This window comes from Pseudomonas sp. Xaverov 259, from assembly GCF_019352915.1.
Taxonomy (GTDB): domain Bacteria; phylum Pseudomonadota; class Gammaproteobacteria; order Pseudomonadales; family Pseudomonadaceae; genus Aquipseudomonas.
Map to the genome: position 1 here is coordinate 13,856 of NZ_JAAAFV010000021.1, position 20,369 is coordinate 34,224.

Annotated in this window: 18 protein-coding genes; 7 read left to right on the top strand and 11 right to left on the bottom strand. The window is 60.1% G+C overall.

Annotated features, from left to right (window positions below):
* The first annotated feature begins 5 nt into the window (after window positions 1-5).
* Window positions 6-1,145, top strand: coding sequence for a DUF1120 domain-containing protein (locus K0H48_RS05375; protein ID WP_257626850.1), 1,140 nt, complete (start codon window positions 6-8; stop codon window positions 1,143-1,145).
* A gap of 25 nt (window positions 1,146-1,170) precedes the next feature.
* The gene (locus K0H48_RS05380; RefSeq protein WP_138816743.1) at window positions 1,171-1,815 is read left to right on the top strand and encodes a DUF1120 domain-containing protein; all 645 of its coding nucleotides are present in this window, start codon (window positions 1,171-1,173) and stop codon (window positions 1,813-1,815) included.
* Here the strand turns inward: K0H48_RS05380 and K0H48_RS05385 are convergent.
* Window positions 1,812-3,077: a CynX/NimT family MFS transporter gene (locus K0H48_RS05385; RefSeq protein ID WP_219266720.1), complete on the bottom strand. Its 1,266-nt coding sequence runs from the start codon at window positions 3,075-3,077 to the stop codon at window positions 1,812-1,814. The two genes, K0H48_RS05380 and K0H48_RS05385, sit on opposite strands and share 4 nt — an antisense overlap.
* Window positions 3,067-3,726 (bottom strand): FadR/GntR family transcriptional regulator, encoded by a 660-nt coding sequence (locus K0H48_RS05390; protein ID WP_219266721.1) that lies wholly within the window; start codon window positions 3,724-3,726, stop codon window positions 3,067-3,069. The genes K0H48_RS05385 and K0H48_RS05390 overlap by 11 nt, the downstream gene beginning before the upstream one ends.
* A 159-nt stretch (window positions 3,727-3,885) precedes the next feature.
* Here K0H48_RS05390 and K0H48_RS05395 point away from each other — a divergent pair, with 159 nt between their 5' ends.
* From K0H48_RS05395 to K0H48_RS05405, 3 genes are all read left to right on the top strand, one after another.
* Entirely contained in the window at window positions 3,886-4,197 is a 312-nt protein-coding gene (locus K0H48_RS05395; RefSeq protein ID WP_058419372.1) for a type II toxin-antitoxin system MqsR family toxin, read from the top strand.
* Complete coding sequence (locus tag K0H48_RS05400) at window positions 4,194-4,682, top strand: type II toxin-antitoxin system MqsA family antitoxin (protein ID WP_219266722.1); 489 nt, start codon at window positions 4,194-4,196, stop codon at window positions 4,680-4,682. The genes K0H48_RS05395 and K0H48_RS05400 overlap by 4 nt, the downstream gene beginning before the upstream one ends.
* Before the next feature lie 503 nt (window positions 4,683-5,185).
* Window positions 5,186-6,574, top strand: a complete 1,389-nt coding sequence (locus K0H48_RS05405; RefSeq protein ID WP_219266723.1) for a S8 family serine peptidase — start codon at window positions 5,186-5,188, stop codon at window positions 6,572-6,574.
* A gap of 44 nt (window positions 6,575-6,618) precedes the next feature.
* Here the strand turns inward: K0H48_RS05405 and K0H48_RS05410 are convergent, their stop codons facing one another.
* The 4 genes from K0H48_RS05410 to K0H48_RS05425 form a co-directional block, all read right to left on the bottom strand.
* Window positions 6,619-7,383 carry an amino acid ABC transporter ATP-binding protein gene (locus tag K0H48_RS05410; protein WP_003171943.1) on the bottom strand — a complete coding sequence of 255 codons (765 nt, stop codon included), beginning with the start codon at window positions 7,381-7,383 and terminating at the stop codon, window positions 6,619-6,621.
* Between the two features lie 11 nt (window positions 7,384-7,394).
* A complete protein-coding gene (locus K0H48_RS05415) occupies window positions 7,395-8,492 on the bottom strand; it encodes an amino acid ABC transporter permease (protein ID WP_138816747.1) in 1,098 nt (365 codons plus the stop codon).
* A 10-nt stretch (window positions 8,493-8,502) separates the two neighbouring features.
* Entirely contained in the window at window positions 8,503-9,684 is a 1,182-nt protein-coding gene (locus tag K0H48_RS05420; protein ID WP_056858937.1) for an amino acid ABC transporter permease, read from the bottom strand.
* A gap of 72 nt (window positions 9,685-9,756) precedes the next feature.
* Complete coding sequence (locus tag K0H48_RS05425; protein ID WP_017135202.1) at window positions 9,757-10,788, bottom strand: amino acid ABC transporter substrate-binding protein; 1,032 nt, start codon at window positions 10,786-10,788, stop codon at window positions 9,757-9,759.
* Window positions 10,789-11,133: 345 nt separating this feature from the next.
* Between K0H48_RS05425 and K0H48_RS05430 the strand changes: the two genes are divergently transcribed.
* Complete coding sequence (locus K0H48_RS05430) at window positions 11,134-11,790, top strand: alpha/beta hydrolase (protein WP_219266724.1); 657 nt, start codon at window positions 11,134-11,136, stop codon at window positions 11,788-11,790.
* Between the two features lie 96 nt (window positions 11,791-11,886).
* Window positions 11,887-13,356 (top strand): ATP-dependent RNA helicase RhlB, encoded by a 1,470-nt coding sequence (rhlB, locus tag K0H48_RS05435; RefSeq protein WP_178076240.1) that lies wholly within the window; start codon window positions 11,887-11,889, stop codon window positions 13,354-13,356.
* A gap of 170 nt (window positions 13,357-13,526) precedes the next feature.
* Here rhlB and moaE read toward each other — a convergent pair whose 3' ends face one another.
* The 5 genes from moaE to K0H48_RS05460 all read right to left on the bottom strand — a co-directional run bounded on the left by moaE (window position 13,527) and on the right by K0H48_RS05460 (window position 20,245).
* Window positions 13,527-13,976 (bottom strand): molybdopterin synthase catalytic subunit MoaE, encoded by a 450-nt coding sequence (gene moaE / locus K0H48_RS05440; RefSeq protein ID WP_123714677.1) that lies wholly within the window; start codon window positions 13,974-13,976, stop codon window positions 13,527-13,529.
* 2 nt (window positions 13,977-13,978) lie between these two features.
* Window positions 13,979-14,221, bottom strand: a complete 243-nt coding sequence (gene moaD / locus K0H48_RS05445; protein ID WP_219266725.1) for a molybdopterin converting factor subunit 1 — start codon at window positions 14,219-14,221, stop codon at window positions 13,979-13,981.
* Window positions 14,218-14,691, bottom strand: coding sequence for a cyclic pyranopterin monophosphate synthase MoaC (gene moaC / locus K0H48_RS05450; RefSeq protein ID WP_219266726.1), 474 nt, complete (start codon window positions 14,689-14,691; stop codon window positions 14,218-14,220). Before moaC ends, moaD begins: the two co-directional genes overlap by 4 nt.
* 115 nt (window positions 14,692-14,806) lie before the next feature.
* A complete protein-coding gene (locus K0H48_RS05455; protein ID WP_219266727.1) occupies window positions 14,807-18,541 on the bottom strand; it encodes an autotransporter domain-containing protein in 3,735 nt (1,244 codons plus the stop codon).
* A 309-nt stretch (window positions 18,542-18,850) separates the two neighbouring features.
* The gene (locus K0H48_RS05460) at window positions 18,851-20,245 is read right to left on the bottom strand and encodes a PhoH family protein (protein WP_012722339.1); all 1,395 of its coding nucleotides are present in this window, start codon (window positions 20,243-20,245) and stop codon (window positions 18,851-18,853) included.
* Between the last annotated feature and the right edge of the window lie 124 nt (window positions 20,246-20,369).

Here is a 20,369-nt window from a genome sequence, read left to right on the forward strand (position 1 = left end):
TCGCCATGCCCGTCACACCTTATATGCGTCAACTGTGCCTGTGGCTGCTGATCGGCGTCGCCGGCACTGCCCAGGCCTTGGAAGAATGCCAACTCAATGTCAGCGAACCGCTGGTGGATTTCGGCCTGATGAGCCGCCTGGCGCAAGCCGACAGTGCGCCGCAACGTCTGCTGGGCGAGCGGCGCCTGAGCGTGATCTTCAACTGCCCGCAAGCCGAAGACCTCAGCCTGTTCTACCGCGCCCTGGCCGCCAACCCGCAGCGTCTGCAATTTACTGAGCACGGCAGCTATGCCATCGAAGTCGGCAACGCGGTGCTCGATGGCCGCAGCGTAGAACTGGGTTTGCTGCCCGCCGCAGGCCAGGCGCCCGTTGCCAATGGCAGCGTGCTGGAATGGCGCCCCGGCCACGGCATAGCACCGGTCGAACAGGGTACGGTGGCTACGGGTAAAACCCTGTCGCTGCAACTGACGTTGCGCGCCTGGGCCGACATCGCCGCCACACAAGTGCGCGATGCCACCACCTGGGAAACCACCGGAACGTTGTACGGTGCAAAGCACGGGCGTTACCGGGAACTGACGCTGCGCGCGCACTTTGCGCCAATCGCCTGCCTGCCCTCGCTGTCGGACCACGGCGTGGTGGACTACGGCACCTTGTACGCCAAGGATTTGAGTGCCACCAACGAATCGCCGCTGCCCACCCGCACCCTGCGCCTGAGCGTGACCTGCGACGCGCCGATCCCCTTCGCCCTGCGCATGAAAGACAACCGCGACGGTTCGGCCACCGGCGGCACCGATGAAACCGCTTACGGCCTGGACCTGGACGCCAGCCGCAACAAGATCGGGCGTTTTTACCTGACCATCGACCCGGCGGAGTTCAGCGCCGATACCTTCCCCACGCTGTACCGCACCGACTCCACCAGCAATGGCGTGGCGTGGAGCAGCTCCACCGCACGCCAGATCCCGATGGCCGCCAACAGCATCCTCGGGTTTACCGACAAGACCGGTGTCACCTCCGGCCCGGTCGCCATCCAGACCCTGACCGGCACCCTGCGCATCAAGACTTACCTGGCGCCCATGCAAAGCCTGGATCTGCGCGATGTGGTGCATATCAACGGTTCCGGAACCCTTGAAATCATCTACCCCTAACCCGTCACTGCAAGGAGTCCGCCCCATGAAAACCCACGTCCTTTACAGCTTGCTGTTACTGGCCTGCGCCCCCTCGGTACTGGCTGCCTCGGCAGTGGACTTGAGCGTCAAAGGCCTGATCACGCCCGCCGCCTGTTTGCCGCAATTCCCCGGCGGCGCCTTGATCGACTACGGCAAGATCGCCCAGCAAGACTTGAACCTGGCGACCGCCACGCGCCTGCCCGTGCAGACCCTGCGCATCGGCATCGCCTGCAACGGCCCTACCCGCTATGCCCTGCGCATGCGCGACAACCGCGACGGCTCGGCCATGGTCAACAGTGAGATTTACTACGGGCTGGGGTTTGATATCAGCGGCAACCGCTTGGGGGTTTACTCCATGACCTTCGACCCGCGCCAGACCCAAGCCAGCAACACCGCGCAGATCTTCGGCACCGAGTCCACCACCGGCGGCCTGGCGTGGCGCACGTCCAACCTCAACCCTATCGACATCGGTTCGCGAAGCTACCTGGGTTTTACCGAGGTCGAGGGCAGCGTCAGCGGGCCCACGGCCATCGGCACCCTGGTGGGCGCCGTGACGGTGCAAACCGTGATCAACGCCCGGCAGAACCTCGACTTGAGTGTGGAAACCCCACTCGATGGCTCGGCCACCCTGGAGGTGGTGTACCTCTAGAGTTTCTCGCTGGTCACTTGAACGTAGCGCGCACGCCCGGCGCCAAGACCCGCGACAATCGCGCCCAGGCCGATCACGCCGAAGATCCAGCCGATGGCCGACCAGCCGCCGGTCCAGTCATGCACCAGGCCGACCGCAAACGGCCCCATCGACGCCAGGGTGTAACCAATGCCCTGGGCCATGCTCGACAGGTTGGCGGCCACATGGGAATCGCGCGAGCGCAGCACGATCAAGGTCAGCGCCAGGCTGAAGGTGCCGCCCTGCCCCAGGCCCAGCAGAATCGCCCAGCCCCACAAACCGTCCAGCGGCGCATACAGGCAACCGAACAGGCCGCCGAGGGTCAACAGCATCACCACCACAATCGCCAGGCGCTGGTCCTTGCCCCGGGTAGCCAACCACGGTGCGGCCAGGGAGCTGAGCAGTTGCACGATGATCGAGCCCGAGAGCGCCAACCCGGCTTCTGTGGCACTCAAGCCCCGCCCGATGAGGATCGATGGCAACCAGCCAAACACAATGTAGGCCAGGGACGACTGCAGGCCCATGTACAAGGTGACCTGCCAGGCCAGCGGGTCGCGCAGCAAGCCTTTGACCCGGTAAGCCACCTGATGGGCGCCGTGCTTTTGCCCCACTTGTGGCAACCAGAACAGAGCCGCCAGCAACGCCGGGATAACCCAGAACCCCAGGCCGATGGCCCAGCTGTCTGCGAAATACTGGCTCAGAGGCACCGTGGCTCCGGCAGCCAACGCGGCGCCCAGACACAGCGCCATGGTGTAGACGCCAGTCATGGCGCCCGCCTGCCTGGCGAAATCACGCTTGACGATGCCCGGCAGCAATACACCGATGATGCCGATGCTGGCGCCAGCGATCAGGCTGCCCGCGAATAACCCCACTTCACCGAACGCACTGCGCAGGATGATGCCGCCGGCCAGGGTCAGCAGAATCCCCAGCACCACGCGCTCAGCACCAAAACGCCGGGCCAGGATCGGCGCAGTCGGCGCGAACAGACCCAGGCACAACACCGGCAAGGTGGTCAGCAACCCGGCCTTGGCCGCAGATAACCCCAGGCTGCCGGACACTTCAGCCAGCAGTGGCGACATGCTCGACAGTGCCGGCCGCAGGTTCAACGCCACCAGCACCAGGCCCAGCAGCAAGAGCCACGGGCGGGCCACCAGCGGATGGGCTTGCTGGACGGTTTCGTCGTCGGCTTCGGCGTCGATCAACAGTTCTTCGAGTTCAGTCGTGCGTTTGGTTTCAAGGTTCATTGATCAACTGCCGGCAGAGGGATATGGCGCGTTCGGGGTCTTGGTTTTCTACCGCGTCGAGCAAAGTGATATGCAGGTCGAATACCGCCTGGCGACGGGGTGAAATATTCAGGGTCTGGCGCAACTGGGCGCCGACGATGCTGGAGAAATACTGGTACAGCTCGCTCAACGCCGGGTTGTGCGCGGCGTCCACCAGGCGCTTGTGGAACACCAGGTCGGCGCTGATGTAAGCCTCCAGATCACCGTGGTACAGCTCACCGCTGCGCTCGAGGGCTTCACGCAGCCCGTTGAGATCGTCCTCGGTACGGCGCAATGCCGCCAGGCCGATGGCCTCCACTTCGAGAATCTGCCGCGTCTCCTGCGCCTGCGCCAGCGTGCAATGGGACAGCGCACGCATCGTGCCCAGCGGGTCAGTCATGGAGCGCAGATAACTGCCGTCGCCCTGGCGAATTTCGATCAAACCCGAGAACGCCAACACGCGCATGGCCTCACGCACGGTATTGCGGCTGATGCCCAGTTCGGCGGACAGCTCCGGCTCGGTGGGCAGGCGCTCACCGATGGCCCATTTGCCTTCGGTAATGCGCCAGCGCAGTTGCTCCAACGCTTGATCGACCAGGGAGCGTTTGATCAACGGGGCAATGTCTGTCATGGGTTTTTCACTTTCGTCCAATCATAGGATGAATTTTCCTACAGCCTATTCGTACTTGCCTACAAAGGCAACGCACTAGGGTTCTTATGCAGCAAACGGAGCAGTATTTTCGATTGGTAATATTACCCATATAGGGTAATTATTGAACTCAGGTGTCTTATGGAAAAGTACACACCTCACTACGATCTGGCCGTGATCAAGGCGGATGTCAGGCGACTGGGTGCAAAAGCATTCACCCGTGCAGCCAAGGAGGCGGGAAAGCAACTCGACCTCGACATCAGCGAGATGCAGGCGGTCGTTTTCAAACTACAGAACAGGATGTTGTACAAGTCGATGACCACCTACGCCGATCACCGCGTTTGGCAGGACGTTTACCACATCCATTCACACGGTCTGGAGATTTACATCAAGGTCACTTACTGCTCCGGCAGCAACCCACCGGTGATCTCCTTCAAAGGGATGAACCTATGAAAACCCAACATTGCTTTATCTGCGGCGCGCCCGACGCCATGGTGCGTTTTGAGGGCCGCAGTGAAACCCTGCGCATCAAAGGCCTGGAACAGCGCATTGAGGATCTATCGGGCTGGGAGTGCCAACTGTGCGAGGACGGCATGTATGACCCTGAATGCGCCGAACGCCATGCCAAAGCAGGTGATGAGTTGCTTCACGCCGCTCGGCGGATGGTCGGCGCCGAACTCAAGCGTATCCGCCGCAAACTGCAGCTCACGCAAAAAGAAACCGTGGAACGGCTGTCCGGTGGCGGGCACAACGCATTCTCACGCTATGAACGCGGCGAAATAACGCCGCCCAAACCGTTGATGGTGTTAATACGCCTGCTGGACCGTTACCCGCATTTGCTCACCGACGCCAAAGAACTGGCCGAAGGTGCAGACCTGCGCAACGCCTTCACCTGCACCGTCAACCACGAAAAACAACAAGCACTCAAGGCCTCCTGAACAGGCAAAAATAAACCCGGCACCAGGCCGGGTTTATTGTTTCAAGCTTCGATCAATGCAGAATCTGGCTCAAGAACAACTTGGTCCGATCATTCTGCGAGTTGTCGAAGAAGTCTCACAAGCGCGCTTGGGATCAGCAAAATCAGAAATAGATGACACACAGAACAGGTAGAGACCGACTTCGTCAGCGCCAATAGAAATTACACACTGGAGGTCTCTTACTGATCCACCGCTGCGATTCTTGTACAGCGCTGACAACAGGACAAACACGTGTACGAAGTAAAACTCTGGACCAAGGATGCTCCTTCGCTGTTTCTACGCAAGAGCCCTGAATTGATCGTCGTTAGGAACCATCAGCAACACAGACTCACATTGCCCACGGACATAGCACCGGGCGCCGAGCGGATTCTATCGATTCCTGAGGCGCAGGTGCAGGTATTCAAAACGCCCTTGGACAGCGGCCTGCCGAGTGAGCAAAAAAACTGCTGCGTGAACGACCCGAAGTGCGTTTTGCCGGAAGCGCCCTGGTTGATGTACACACCGGGGCCCCGCTCGTTTACACAGAAAACCTCTTTATAAAGTTCATCGACACACTGACTCAAGCAGCGTGCGAAGCCTTGATTGAAGCGCTGGGCCTGTCCATCAAGCAAGCGGTTACTTATGCGACCAATGCCTACTTCGTCTGCCAGATTAAGCCGCTGGGCAGCCAGGTCTGCGATTTTTCCATGCGCCTGTTGCAGCGCCCGGATGTTGAATACTGCTATCCGGAAATCCTGCGTCAGCGCAGCAATAGAACCATCCACCCCAACCAGTGGCATTTGAAAAAAACGCTCGTGACCTACCAAATGATGGTCGACGCAAGTGCCAACGTCGAAGCAGCCCATGCGTTGAGCCAAGGCGAAAATATCGTCATCGCAGTCATTGACGATGGCTTCGACCTCAGTCATCCGGAGTTCGTCAGCCCTGGAAAAATAGTCGCGCCAAAAAACTTTGATCGCCGAAAACCCAGCGACGACCCGCAGCCATCAAACAAGCATGAGGTTCACGGAACGGCAACCGCAGGCGTCGCCTGTGCCGACGGTGCCCAGGGTGCCAGCGGCGTCGCGCCCAAAGCTCGATTGATGCCCATCAAGCTGACCAAACCTATAGGGGCAAAGGCTGAGGCTGACGCATTCCTGCATGCCGCAAATGCCGGAGCAGACATTATTTCCTGCAGCTGGGGCCCGCCGGAAGGTCATTGGGCCGACCCCTCCGACCCCAAGCACAAGCGTAACTATGCAATGCCCGCGCATACACGCCTGGCCATCAAGTACGCAACGACCAAAGGCCGTAACGGTAAGGGGTGCCTGGTATTTTTCGCAGCCGGAAACGGCAATGAATGCATGGATGACGATGGTTACGCCAGCAATCCGGATGTCATTGCGGTCGCCGCTTGCAATGATCAAAGCCGGCGCTGTGCCTACAGCGATTTTGGCCGAGCGATCTGGTGCGCTTTCCCCAGCGGGGACGAGGCAAACCCCGACCCTCGTTTCAAGCCGGCGACTTCGCTGCCGGTGACGCTTGGCATCCGCACCGCAGACCTGAGCAGGGATCCGGCCAAGAAAGAGGCCCCGAGTAAAGCACTTGCCGATTGCTACATCGAGAACTTCAGCGGCACTTCCAGCGCTTGCCCGGGTGCAGCCGGCGTCGCGGCGTTGGTGCTGGCAATCCACCCGCAGTTATCGGGGAGTGAGGTGCGCCAGATACTCGCAGATTGCTGCGACAAGATCGGCCACCCTGACGATGGCGAAGCCGGTGAATATGACCTGACCGGCCATAGCCGCTACTACGGATATGGCCGGCTGAATGCGTTTAACGCCGTACGCCTGGCACTCGCCAAGCGCACGCCGTAAACAGAACGGTCAGGTCACCGCCGCGCCGTGGACTGCCACTTCGATCAATGCAGAATCTGGCTCAAGAACAACTTGGTCCGATCATTCTGCGGGTTGTCGAAGAAGTCATTCGGCGCTGCCTGTTCCACGATCTCGCCCTTGTCCATGAAGATCACGCGATTGGCCACGGTGCGCGCAAAGCCCATTTCGTGGGTAACGCACAACATGGTCATGCCGTCTTCGGCCAAGCCGATCATGGTGTCCAGAACCTCTTTGACCATTTCCGGGTCAAGTGCCGAGGTCGGCTCGTCGAACAGCATGATTTTCGGTTTCATGCACAGGGCACGAGCGATGGCCACACGCTGTTGCTGGCCGCCGGACAGTTGCCCCGGAAACTTGTGCGCCTGCTCCGGAATGCGCACGCGCTCCAGGTAGTGCATGGCAATTTCTTCGGCCTTGCGCTTGGGCATCTTGCGTACCCACATCGGCGCCAGTGTACAGTTCTGCAGGATGGTCAGGTGCGGGAACAGGTTGAAGTGCTGGAACACCATGCCGACTTCACGGCGGATCGCTTCGATCTGCTTGAGGTCGTTGGTCAGCTCTACGCCATCGACCACGATGCGGCCCTGCTGGTGCTCTTCCAGACGGTTGAGGCAGCGGATGGTGGTGGATTTGCCCGAACCCGACGGGCCGCACAGCACGATACGCTCGCCCTGCTTGACGTTGAGGTTGATGTCTTTCAACACGTGGAACTGGCCGTACCACTTGTTGACGCCCTGCATCTGGATAATGCCTTCAGGGCTCACAGGCTGTTTGATTGCTTCGCTCATAACAACAACTCCTAACGCTTGTGGCCAGTGTCGAGCTTGTGTTCCAAATGAATGGAATAGCGCGACATACCAAAACAAAAAATCCAGAACACCAGGGCGGCGAACACGTAGCCTTCAGTGGCCATGCCCAACCATTTAGGGTCGGCGGCGGCTTGCTTGACGCTGTTGAGCAGGTCGAACAGGCCGATGATGATCACAAGGCTGGTGTCCTTGAACAGCGCGATAAACGTATTGACGATGCCCGGGATCACCATCTTCAGCGCCTGGGGCAGAATCACCAGCCCCATGCTGCGCCAGTAACCCAGGCCCATCGCTGCAGCCGCTTCGTACTGACCTTTGGGAATCGCCTGCAAGCCACCGCGCACCACTTCGGCCACGTAGGCCGACTGGAACAGAATCACGCCGATCAAGGCACGTAGCAGCTTGTCGATGCCCATGCCTTCGGGCAGGAACAGCGGCAGCATCACCGAGGACATGAACAGCACGGTGATCAACGGCACGCCGCGCCAGAACTCGATGAAGGTCACGCAGACCACCCGAATCGCGGGCATGTTCGAGCGTCGCCCCAGCGCCAGCACAATGCCCAGCGGCAAGGCGCCAGCAATCCCGACAGTGGCGATCACCAGGGTCAGCATCAAGCCGCCCCATTGGCTGGTGGCCACGTTGGTCAGGCCCAGAACACCACCGTGCAGCAGGCAGTAGGCGATGATCGGGTACAGCACCAGGAAGCCCAGGCCATAGACCGCCTTGCGTTGAAACCGCGAGATAAACAACGGCGCCACACCGACGATGGCCAGCCACACGGTCAGGTCTACGCGCCAGCGCAGGTCGCCGGGGTAGTAGCCATACATGAACTGCCCGAAGCGCTGTTGGATAAACACCCAGCAGGCGCCCTCTTTGGTGCAATCGGCGCGCGTAGTCCCGACCCAGTTGGCATCCAGGATGGCCCAGTGCAGGATGGGCGGCACGATCAGGTAAATCAGGTAGAACGCCAACAGTGTCAGCAAGGTGTTGAGCCAACTGGAAAACAGGTTGGCGCGCATCCAGGCCATCGGTCCGAAGACTTTGTTCGGCGGCGGCATATCGGGTTTGAAAGTATGCGAACTCATGTGCGTTTCCTCACCGCTCGATCAGCGCAATGCGCTTGTTGTACCAGTTCATCAGCAGGGAAATGCTGATGCTGATCGCCAGGTACACGCTCATGGTGATGGCAATGACTTCGATGGCCTGGCCGGTCTGGTTGAGCACCGTGCCGGCAAACAGCGAAACCATTTCCGGGTAACCGATACCGGCGGCCAGCGAGGAGTTTTTCGCCAGGTTCAGGTATTGGCTGGTCAGCGGCGGAATGATCACCCGCAGGGCTTGCGGGATGATGACCTTGCGCAGCGTCGGCCCAGGGCGCAGGCCCAGGGAGCGTGCGGCCTCGGTCTGGCCGTGGCTGACGGACTTGATGCCCGAGCGCACGATCTCGGCGATAAACGCCGCCGTGTACACGGTCAGCGCCAGGGTCAGCGCCAGCAGTTCAGGGATCAGTACCCAGCCGCCGACAAAGTTGAAGCCTTGCAACTTGGGCATTTCCCAGTGCAGCGGCGCGCCGAAGACCAAGGCACACAATGCCGGGATCACAATGAGCAGCGCCAGGCCCGCCCAGAACTTATGGAACGGTACGCCGGTGGCCTCAAAGCGCTTGTTGGCCCAGCGCGCCATCAGCACGATTGCCACAATGGCAACCACCACACTGGCCACAAATGGCCAGAACCCATCGGCAGCCAGCGCCGCCGGCATGTTCAGGCCACGGCTGCTGACGAAGAAAGTGTCACCGAAATTATGGCTGTTGCGCGGCCCCGGCATGGTCAGGAATACCGCGAAGTACCAGAACAGGATTTGCAGCAGCGGCGGAATGTTGCGGAACACTTCCACATACACCGTCGCCAGCTTGTTGATCATCCAGTTGGGCGACAAGCGCGCCACGCCGATGATGAAGCCCAGGATAGTCGCCAGGACCACACCGATCACAGTCACCAGCAAGGTGTTAAGCAGCCCGATCACAAAGACGCGGGCATAGCTGTCCGATTCGGTGTAGTCGATCAGATGCTGAGCGATGCCGAAGCCGGCACTGCGCTCAAGAAAGTCGAAACCCGAGGTGATACCCCGGTGTTGCAGGTTGGTCTGCGTATTGTTGAAGAGGTACCAGCCCAGCGCGACGACCGCCACAATTGTGATGATCTGGAAGAGCCACGCACGCACTTTAGGGTCGCTGAAGCTGAGCTTCTGCTTGGGTGCGCCGATTTGATTTTGCATGAAGTGCCCCGGAAAGAATGGAACAGAACATCACCCGGTGGTTGGCCCACCGGGTGATAGAACCATCAGCGATCAGCGCACAGGTGGTGCGTATTGAATGCCACCGTTGGTCCACAGTGCGTTCAGGCCACGGTCGATTTCCAGCGGGGTGCTCTTGCCCAGGTTGCGCTCGAACACTTCACCGTAGTTACCGACTTGCTTGACGATCTGTACAACCCAATCTTTTTTCACTTTCAGGTCTTTGCCGTATTCGCCGTCGGAACCGAGCAGACGAGCAACGTCCGGGTTCTTGGTGGACTTGGCTTCAGCTTCAACGTTTTTAGAGGTGATGCCGGCTTCTTCAGCGTTGAGCATGGCGTAGCCAACCCAGCGCACGATGGCCAGCCACTCGTCGTCGCCGTTACGCACGACCGGGCCCAGTGGTTCTTTGGAGATGGTTTCCGGCAGAACCACGTAGTCCTTCGGCGAAGCCAGTTTGCTGCGCTGTGCGTAGAGCTGGGACTTGTCCGAGGTCAGCACGTCGCAACGACCGGATTCCAGCGACTTGGCGCTTTCATCGGAGGTGTCAAAGGTAATCGGGGTGTATTTGAGGTTGTTGGCGCGGAAGTAGTCGGAAACGTTCAGCTCAGTGGTGGTACCGGCCTGGATGCAGATGGTTGCACCGTCCAGTTCCTTGGCGCTTTTAACGCCCAGCTTGTTGTTTACCAGGAAGCCAACACCGTCGTAATAGGTGATGAAGCCTGGGAATTTCAGGCCCATGCCCGCATCGCGCGAACTGGTCATGGTGGTGTTGCGCGACAGTACGTCGACTTCGCCGGACTGCAGCGCGGTGAAACGCTCCTTGGCGTTCAACTGGCTGAATTTGACCTTGGTTGCGTCACCGAATACGGCAGCGGCCACAGCGCGGCACACGTCAGCGTCGATCCCGAGGATCTTGCCGCTGGCATCCGGCACCGAGAAACCCGGCAAGCCATCACTCACGCCACATTGCACAAAGCCTTTCTTCTGCACGGCGTCCAGGGTGGCGCCAGCTTGGGCAAAACCACTGACACCCAGTACAGCGGCCGCGGAAACGATGGCCAGGGTGGATTTCAATACCTTCATTCAAACCTCCAGTTGCTCTTGTTGTGTCGGAGCTCGAACCTCAGCGCACCCTTATGAGGCGATATCGACCCGTGTTGGCTTTTTTTGGGGTCAAGCGGCATGAGGTTTTCGCGGTAATTCCAGTTGCTATCCCACAAGCGGCAGTCACTGATAGTGTTACCGTCCTAAGATAGTTCTGACATCGACCTACACATAGCAAGGCGCGTACCAGAGTGGTGGCTGAGTCGTTTCAGCCCATGGTCAATAGCAAAACATTCAACGTTGCGACATTCTCTTAACAGATCAACCCGTCGCGCACCGTTCCGACGCACCCAATCGGAGCGCACGCACATATATGGAGCAGACATGACCGAACCCTTGATTATTCAGCCCGCCAAGCCCGCAGACGCCTGCGTTATCTGGTTGCATGGCCTGGGTGCCGATCGCTACGACTTTTTGCCGGTGGCCGAAGCGCTGCAGGAAAGCCTGCTGAGCACGCGCTTCGTTTTGCCCCAGGCACCGACACGCCCGGTAACCATTAATGGCGGTTACGAGATGCCGAGTTGGTACGACATCAAGGCGATGAGCCCGGCCCGATCGATCAGCCTGGAAGAGTTGGAAGAATCTTCAAAAATGCTCACCGACTTGATCGAAGATCAGAAGAGAACCGGAATAGACGCTTCGCGAATTTTCCTTGCAGGGTTTTCTCAAGGCGGCGCGGTGGTATTCCACACTGCGTTTATGAAATGGCAGGGACCTCTGGGCGGCGTGATAGCCCTCTCGACTTATGCGCCAACCTTTGGCGACGAACTGGAGCTGTCCGCCAGCCAGCAACGCATTCCAACGCTGTGCCTGCACGGCCAATACGACGACGTGGTGCAGAACGCCATGGGCCGCAGCGCCTACGAGCACTTAAAGAGCCGTGGTGTCACCGTGACATGGCAGGAATACCCAATGGGCCACGAAGTGTTACCCGAAGAGATACGCGATATCGGTGCCTGGTTGGCCGCCCGCCTGGGCTGAACACCAGCGTTTATGTAGCTGTATGACAGACGCACTACGCCGCGCCCGTTTCTTGCATTACACTGGCCGGCGTACATTCCTTAACCAATTAATGAGATCACCGTGCTCAAAGCACTTAAGAAGATGTTCGGCAAAAGCGAGGCTGAGCCGCTCGCGCCAGTTCCCAGTGCTCCTGTGCCCTCCTCCGGCAGCCGCAATGACGGCCAACAGCCGGCCCGGACCGCACCTGCCGCACAGCCGCAGAAGCCAAAGGTGACCGCGCCCGAACAGGCCCAACCTGTCGAGGCAGCCCCCGCGCCGGCGCCGAAAGCGCCGCGTCGTGAACGAGCACCGAAGCCGCCCGTGACCCCGTGGAAACTCGAAGACTTCGTGGTCGAGCCCCAGGAAGGCAAGACCCGCTTCCATGACTTCAAACTGGCCCCGGAACTGATGCACGCCATCCAGGACCTGGGCTTCCCGTACTGCACGCCGATCCAGGCGCAAGTGCTGGGCTTCACCCTCGCCGGCAAAGATGCCATTGGCCGCGCGCAGACCGGTACCGGCAAGACCGCCGCGTTCCTGATCTCGATCATCACCCAGCTGCTGCAAACGCCGCCGCCCAAAGAACGCTACATGGGTGAGCCGCGCGCACTGATCATCGCCCCGACCCGCGAGCTGGTGGTGCAGATCGCCAAGGACGCCGCCGACCTGACCAAGTACACCGGCCTCAACGTCATGACGTTCGTGGGTGGCATGGACTTCGACAAGCAGCTCAAGCACCTCGAAGCGCGTCACTGCGACATCCTGGTGGCCACGCCGGGCCGCTTGCTCGACTTCAACCAGCGCGGCGACGTGCATTTGGACATGGTTGAAGTGATGGTGCTGGACGAAGCCGACCGCATGCTCGACATGGGCTTTATCCCGCAAGTGCGTCAGATCATTCGCCAGACCCCGCCGAAAAACGAGCGCCAGACCCTGCTGTTCTCCGCGACCTTCACCGAAGACGTGATGAACCTCGCCAAGCAGTGGACCACCGACCCGTCCATCGTCGAGATCGAAGCGCTGAACGTTGCCAGCGAAAACGTTGAGCAACACATCTATGCCGTGGCCGGCGCCGACAAGTACAAGCTGCTTTACAACCTGGTCAACGACAACGGTTGGGAGCGGGTGATGGTGTTCGCCAACCGCAAGGACGAAGTGCGCCGTATCGAAGAACGCCTGGTGCGTGATGGCGTCAACGCCGCGCAACTGTCTGGCGATGTGCCGCAGCACAAGCGCATCAAGACCCTGGAAGGTTTCCGCGAGGGCAAGATCCGCGTGCTGGTGGCCACCGACGTGGCCGGGCGCGGGATTCACATCGACGGCATTAGCCACGTGATCAACTTCACGCTACCGGAAGTGCCGGACGACTACGTGCACCGCATTGGCCGTACTGGCCGTGCCGGGGCTGCAGGTGTGTCGATCAGTTTTGCGGGCGAGGATGATTCGTATCAGTTGCCGTCGATCGAGACGCTGCTGGGTCGCAAGATCAGCTGCGAAACGCCGCCGACGCATTTGCTGCGAGCTGTAGAGCGCAAGCGCCCTTAAGCTGGAATACAGTAGGAAATGTGGGAGCTGGCTTGTGTGGGAGCTGGCTTGCCTGCGATACAGGCACCTCGGTTTTTCAGTTGCACCGAGGTGATGCTATCGCAGGCAAGCCAGCTCCCACACAAGCCCTGCTCCCACATTTGGGTCTCCATACACCTTTAGTCAGATGCTCACTTCCAGCGATCCGCCGCCGCGTGATCACTGCCGCGCCCTTCCACCCAACGTGGCCCCTCGGGCGTGTTCTCTTTCTTCCAGAACGGTGCCCGCGTCTTCAAGTAATCCATCACAAACGCACAGGCATCAAATGCCGCCTGGCGATGCGCGCTGGCTGCCGCGACAAACACGATAGGCTCGCCCGGCTCCAGCGCGCCGATGCGGTGCAGCACCTCCAGCTTGAGCAACGGCCAGCGCTGCTCGGCTTCCACGGTGATCTTGGCCAGGGCTTTTTCGGTCATGCCGGGGTAGTGCTCAAGGAACATCCCGGACACATCGCGGCCGTCATTGAAGTCGCGTACATAGCCGACAAAACTCACCACCGCGCCCACGCCGACATTGGCGGCGTGCATGGCGTTGACCTCTGCGCCGGGGTCAAATGCCTCGGCCTGTACGCGAATGGCCATGCTCAGCCTCCGGTCACGGGCGGGAAAAACGCCACTTCATCACCGGCCTGCACCGGCTCGTCGAGGTCGCACAGTTCCTCGTTACGCGCGCACATCAGGCTGCTCTCGTTGAGCACTGCAAACTCAGGGTCAGCCGCCAACGCCAGGCGCACCGCATCGACGGTAGCGAAATCGCCTTCCATCTCCAGCGAGTCAAAACCCACCGCTTCGGCGTAGCGCGCAAAAAACAGTACGTTGATGCTCATACCTGGTCCGCCTTGAAATGCCCGCTTTTGCCGCCAAGCTTTTCCAGCAGGCGAATACTTTCGATAGTCATGCCACGGTCCACGGCCTTGCACATGTCGTAGATCGTCAGCGCGGCGACGCTGGCGGCGGTCAGCGCTTCCATCTCCACGCCGGTCTGGCCGCTGAGTTTGCAGCGCGCGAGGATATGCACAGCGTCCACACCGTCGGCGCGCAGTTCAACCTTGACGCCGGTCAGCATCAGCGGATGGCACAGCGGGATCAGGTCACTGGTTTTTTTCGCCGCCTGGATCCCGGCGATGCGGGCCACGGCAAACACGTCGCCCTTGGGATGGGCGCCGTCGACAATCATTTTCAGGGTGTCGGGCAACATGCGCACCCGCGCTTCGGCCACGGCTTCACGGAACGTCACGGTTTTGTCAGTGACGTCGACCATGTGGGCGCGACCTTGGGAATCGAGATGAGTCAGCACAGGGATACTCCTGATCAGGAGCGGCAATTGTAAACCTGTGAGTCAATTTTGCGCAGGGCTGTTTATCCCATGAAAAAAGGGGCGCAATGCGCCCCTTCAAAAACCAACGCGTGCGTTAGAACCGGAAAGTAAACCCGGCGTTGATCCCGTTGTTGTTACCCCGATTGGAGAGCAAACCGCTGTAGTTCAACGACACCAGCGTGTCCTTGGTCAGGGCCATTTCCGCACTGGCCTTGATCACCGCGCCATCGCGGGCCACAGGCACGCTGTTGACCGCAAACGCGTTGTCGCTGCCGGCAAACTTCAGCGAGGCGTCGCGATCGGTGTCGCCAAACTGATGCTCCCAGCCCAACTCACCGCGCAACGTCACCGCCGAGGTCGAGCTGACCGGCAGTTGGGTATGCGCGCGCAGGCCCAGGGTGGACAGCGTGGCGTCCTGGCTTTGCTTGCTGGCATGCAAGGCTGCGGCACCGCCTTTTTCCTTGAACGAATCGCTCTGGTAGTTCAGGTAGGTCAGGTTGGCGAAGGGTTCGAACTGGTTCCACTGGGTGTAACCGATCTCGGCAAACACTTGGTCGGTGCGCGCGTTGTAGTCAGCCTTGTCGTAGTCCGACTGGTTGGCGTACGCCACGCGACGCGAGCTGTCGATACGGTGCCAGGTGGTGGCGCCGCCCATGCGCAGGGCGATGGTGTCGAAGCGTTTGCCGCCGTAGACCGACAGGTGATAGTTGTCGCTGTCTGCCGATGCCGACTCGCCATTGAGATGGCTCTGGGTGTAGCCGGTGGCAGCACCCACCCTCCAGCCGTCGCCGACCTCGGTGTCCAGGCCCAGCAGCACGCCACTGGTGGACGACGAGTAGCCACTGGCGTTGTTGTCACCGCTGACGTTATTGCGCCCGCCCAGCAGCTGTACCCAGCCGCCGTTGTCATGGGTGTCGATCTGCGCGCTGGAATCCAGCGCCTGAGCCTGTTGCAGACGGCCGTTGACCGCTTCACGAATGTAGCGGCTGTCGGCCATTTGCGCTGCAGCCACATCCGAGTGCAGTTGCCCCGAGAGTTGCTTGAATGCAGCCTGCGCCTGGGCCGCTGAGTCTGAGGCCAGCAGGCTTTCATACACCGGGCTGCCCGCGCCCAAGGCTTCGGCCGCCGTCGCCACGGCGCGTTCGTTGCGGGTTTGCGCAATGCTGGCAAAGGTCGTCTGGTTACGCACCACCGCCAGGCTCAGTTGGTTCGGCTGATAGCTCAACTGCGTGCCGATAAACAGGTAATTAGGCGTAATCGCGGCAAACTGGCCATTGATACCCTGGCTGGCCGTCAGGATATTGAACTGCTGGCCCACCAGGCTGCGGGCCTCAGTGGCAGACAGCAGGTTCGAGCTGTTTTCCAGGGAGACGGTCACCACGCCACCGTTGAGGGTGGCGACGCCGCTGCTCTGGATCTGATCGCTTTGCCCGTTCGGGCCGACTTCCACGGCATACACCGAGCCGGGGTTGAAGGTTACGTCGCCGGTGTGCAGCGTGCCAATCGAATGGCCCGGTGCCACGCGCCCGCCGGTGTTTACGGTCAAGGCGCCCACTGTGCCGTTACCGGCCAGTGTGCCGCCCAACGTGGTTGGTACGCCGTTATCCGCATTGCGGGTGCCCACCGCGCTGCCATCCACGGTCACGGCGGAGGTCAACGAGCCGTCTACCGACAGCTTGCCGCCGCGTACCCAGGTGCTGCCCGAATAGGTGTTCTGGCCTTCGAGCACCAGTTCGCCGTCGCCGGACTTGGCCAGGCTGCCGACGTAGGTCGTGCCGGTGAGCAAATCCTTGCCGCGTGCCAGCGTCGCCTGTTCCCGGGCATGGCCAATTTCGTATGCAAACTGGTCATCGTCAGAGGCATTGGCGGGCAAGCCGTTGACCCAGCCTTTCTGTTGCTTGGTGGCGGCCCAAGTGGCTTGTTCGGCGGTGTCTTCCACACGGCGGGCGCGGATCGCCTCATCGGAAATCGGGTTGGCCCAGCTATCACGCGTACCAGTGGGCAATGCCACCGCCACCGAACCGAGGAACTGCCCCGGCCCTTGCATGGCTTTTTGCAGATTGGGCAAACCCCAACCGCTGACCACCCCCGGCACTTGCGGCGTGCCCGGCGCGGCGTCGTGCACCGGCTGCAGGTTGTCGTAGGTGCGGCCACCAGTGAGATCGCCCACCGGCGTATCGGGACCGTCCGGCGCCTGCAGGCTGGAGGTGGTCAACAACACATCCCGCGCCTGGCTGGCAGTCATGTAAGGGAAGCGTTGAATCACCAGGGCCAAGGCACCGGAGACGCTCGGCGCAGCGGCAGAGGTGCCGTTGGCGTTGGGGATGATTTCCCCTTCAGGCCCGGTGGACGGAATGCCCGAAACGCCCATCACACACCACCACTTCGACGTGCCGCAGCGGTTGTAGACCTGGGCGCTGGTCTCGTCGTAACCGGTGATCGAGAGGAATTTGCCCTCGATGTCGGGCTTGAAAAACGGCAGGTTGGCGTTGGTGTCCGGGTTGGCGCCGTGGCTGTCGTTGCCTGCGGAGATAATCTGGATAAAGGTGTTTTGCCGCGCGGCGTCAGCCATGGCGTCCATCCAGGTCTTCTGCCCGGCGTGGGCCTTGTCCCAGAACGGGCGATAGGCAGCGGTCATGTCGCGCAAGTTATCGGCTGCACTGTCGCCAACGCTGCCGAAGTGGTTCTCCACGTCATTGCGCGAATTCTGGCCCCAGCTCTGGTTGACGATCGAGACGTTCTTCGCCGCCAGCGCGTTGTAGCTGGCCATGAACGCGTTGTAATCCAGGTCGTTGGAACCCTGGAAACGGTTGTCATCGGTGCCGCCGGTATTGGCGACAAAAATATTCGCGTCAAACGCAATGCCATGCATGCCGGTGCCGTTGCGGCTGGCGCCCAGTACACCGGACATCTCGGTGCCGTGGCCGTCATTGATCTTCGGGTCGTACTCGCCGGAAATACTGAAGTGCTCGCCTTTTTGGAACTCGCCATCCGGCGTGTCATGAATGTAACGCGGGTGAGTGGCGTAGTACTCGCCGGTGGAGGTCACGGCCTGCACACGGTCCTGGCCCTGGGCATTCTTGCCCTGGAACTCGAAATGTTCAGTGAGGATGCCCGAGTCGAGCACGCCGACGTTCACGCCCTTGCCGGTCATGCCCAAGGCATAGGCGTAATACGCGTTGGTGCGATCCAGGCCGGAGTTGACCTGGGCTTCAGGGGTTTTCCAGGTTTGCGCGTTGGCGCTCCAGTCACGGGTGGCGCCAGCCCAGGATTGGCCGGCATTCAGTTGCGCGTTGAGGTTGCTGCTCACACCCGGCTCTACATAGGTGTAGGGCTTGGCCGCCGGCAGGTTGGCGATAATGGCCTTGGAAAAGTCGAGAATATTGGTGGTATAGCGCCCGCTGTTACTGAACAGCCGGCTGCGGTAGTAATCCAGGCGCGAGGCGTAGTCCAGCGGGCGTTTGGTATCGCCGAGCATGGCGCCGATGGTGAGGTTTTCCGGTTGCAGCTCGTAGTTTTGCTTGAGAGCCGAATCGAATTTGCCGGACTGTGCGGCAAAGTCCTTGGCGGCCAGGTCGACGATATCGGCATAGGCAAACCGCAGGTTTTTATACACGTCGGTATTGGGGCCAAACGAGGCGACGGCTTTGCGGAAGGCCGACTCCAGCACTGGCGAGGTGTAGGGGTTGGCGTCATCCGCCCAGGCCATGGAGCCCTGGCCCAGCCACAGGGCCAAGCCGAGTGCGATGGGTGTAAGGGGTATCGATTTGGAGTGTGTAGCGCGCTTGCGTATTTGCGACAAAGTGAAGCCATTACCTGCTGCGTCCATTTTCCTTTCCCTTTGGAGATGTGCTTCGTCAATGAGCGATGTATCGGGCTTTTTGTAATAGGCAGGATCACGCAGAAGACCAACGCCGGGTCTTCAATAAGTCGTCGAATCAAAGCGGTGTTTTTCCGACGGGGTTTTGCAGTTTTCTTATAGTTTTCGGCGATAAAAAATGTAACAAAATAATTACAAAGGCGACAAGCACCCAGGACGCATTAACGAAGACAAATGTCGCCCACAGCAAAAACCCCGAATTTCGCGAGAAATTCGGGGTGTTTTGTGGCATTTAGCCACTAATTACAGCATGGGCGATTACAGATGGGATTCGGCGTACTCGGCCAGAATCGAACGTGGCACCCCTTGCAGCGCGATATGCACGCCGTTGGGGAAGTCTTTGAAGCGTTCCGTCAGGTAGGTCAGCCCGGAGCTGGTCGCGGACAGGTAAGGGGTGTCGATCTGTGCCAGGTTGCCCAGGCACACCACTTTGGAACCGGCGCCGGCACGGGTGATGATGGTTTTCATCTGGTGCGGTGTGAGGTTCTGGCATTCATCGATCAGAATCAGGCTTTGCTGGAAGCTGCGACCTCGGATGTAGTTGAGGGATTTGAACTGCAACGGCACTTTGCTGAGGATGTAATCGACGCTGCCATGGGTGTTTTCGTCATCCATGTGCAAGGCTTCGAGGTTGTCGGTGATCGCCCCCAGCCACGGCTCCATTTTTTCCGCTTCGGTGCCGGGCAGAAAGCCGATCTCCTGGTCCAGGCCCTGCACGCTGCGGGTGGCAATGATGCGGCGATAACGCTTGGTCACCATGGTCTGCTCGATGGCGGCTGCCAGGGCGAGGATGGTTTTCCCCGAGCCTGCGGCGCCGGTCAGGTTGACCAGGTGAATGTCCGGGTCGAGCAGCGCATACAGCGCCAGGCTCTGGTAGATATCACGCGGTTTCAGGCCCCAGGCTTCCTGGTGCAACAGGGGTTCCTGATGCAGGTCTAGAATCAGCAGCTTGTCGACCTGGATCTCTTTGATCCAGCCCACAAACCCCTGTTCGTCGATAATGAATTCGTTGATGTGAACGGCCGGCAGGTTGTCGATCAGCTGTACCTGATGCCAGGTGCGGCCATGGTCCTGGCGGGTTTCGACCTTGCTGACCAGGTCCCAGAACGAGCCGGTCACGGTGTGATAACCGCGCGACAGCATCGACACGTCGTCGACGAGCTGGTCGGTACTGTAGTCCTCGGCAGCGATCCCACACGCTCGTGCCTTGAGGCGCATATTGATGTCTTTGGTCACCAGCACCAGGCGCAGGTCCTTGTCGCGCGCGTGCAGGTCGATCAATTGGTTGATGATTTTGTTGTCGTTGAGGTTTTCCGGCAGCAGGCTGTTGGGCTCGCTGCGCTTGCTCATCAGAATCGACAGCAAGCCCTTCGGCCCGCTTTTGCCACGCTGGATCGGCACGCCGACTTCAACGTCCTCGGGCGAGGCTTCACCCAGGGTCTTGTCGATCAGGCGAATCGCCTGGCGGCATTCGGCGGCCACGCTGTGGTGCCCGCTTTTGAGTTTGTCGAGCTCCTCAAGCACGATCATCGGGATGGCGACGTGGTGTTCTTCGAAGTTAAGCAGTGCGTTTGGATCGTGGATCAATACGTTGGTATCAAGCACATAAAGGATTGGCTGGTCGGAAGAAGGGTTACGTCCATGATCATCCATACTCGGTCACCTTTGTGGGAGCCATTCGACGCAATACCTGGGCGGTGCTGCGCCTCGATTCGACCACCGACTGCACCTGAGTGACGTCAAGTGCAGTGCCCACATGCGGAGTCTTGGAAGACGC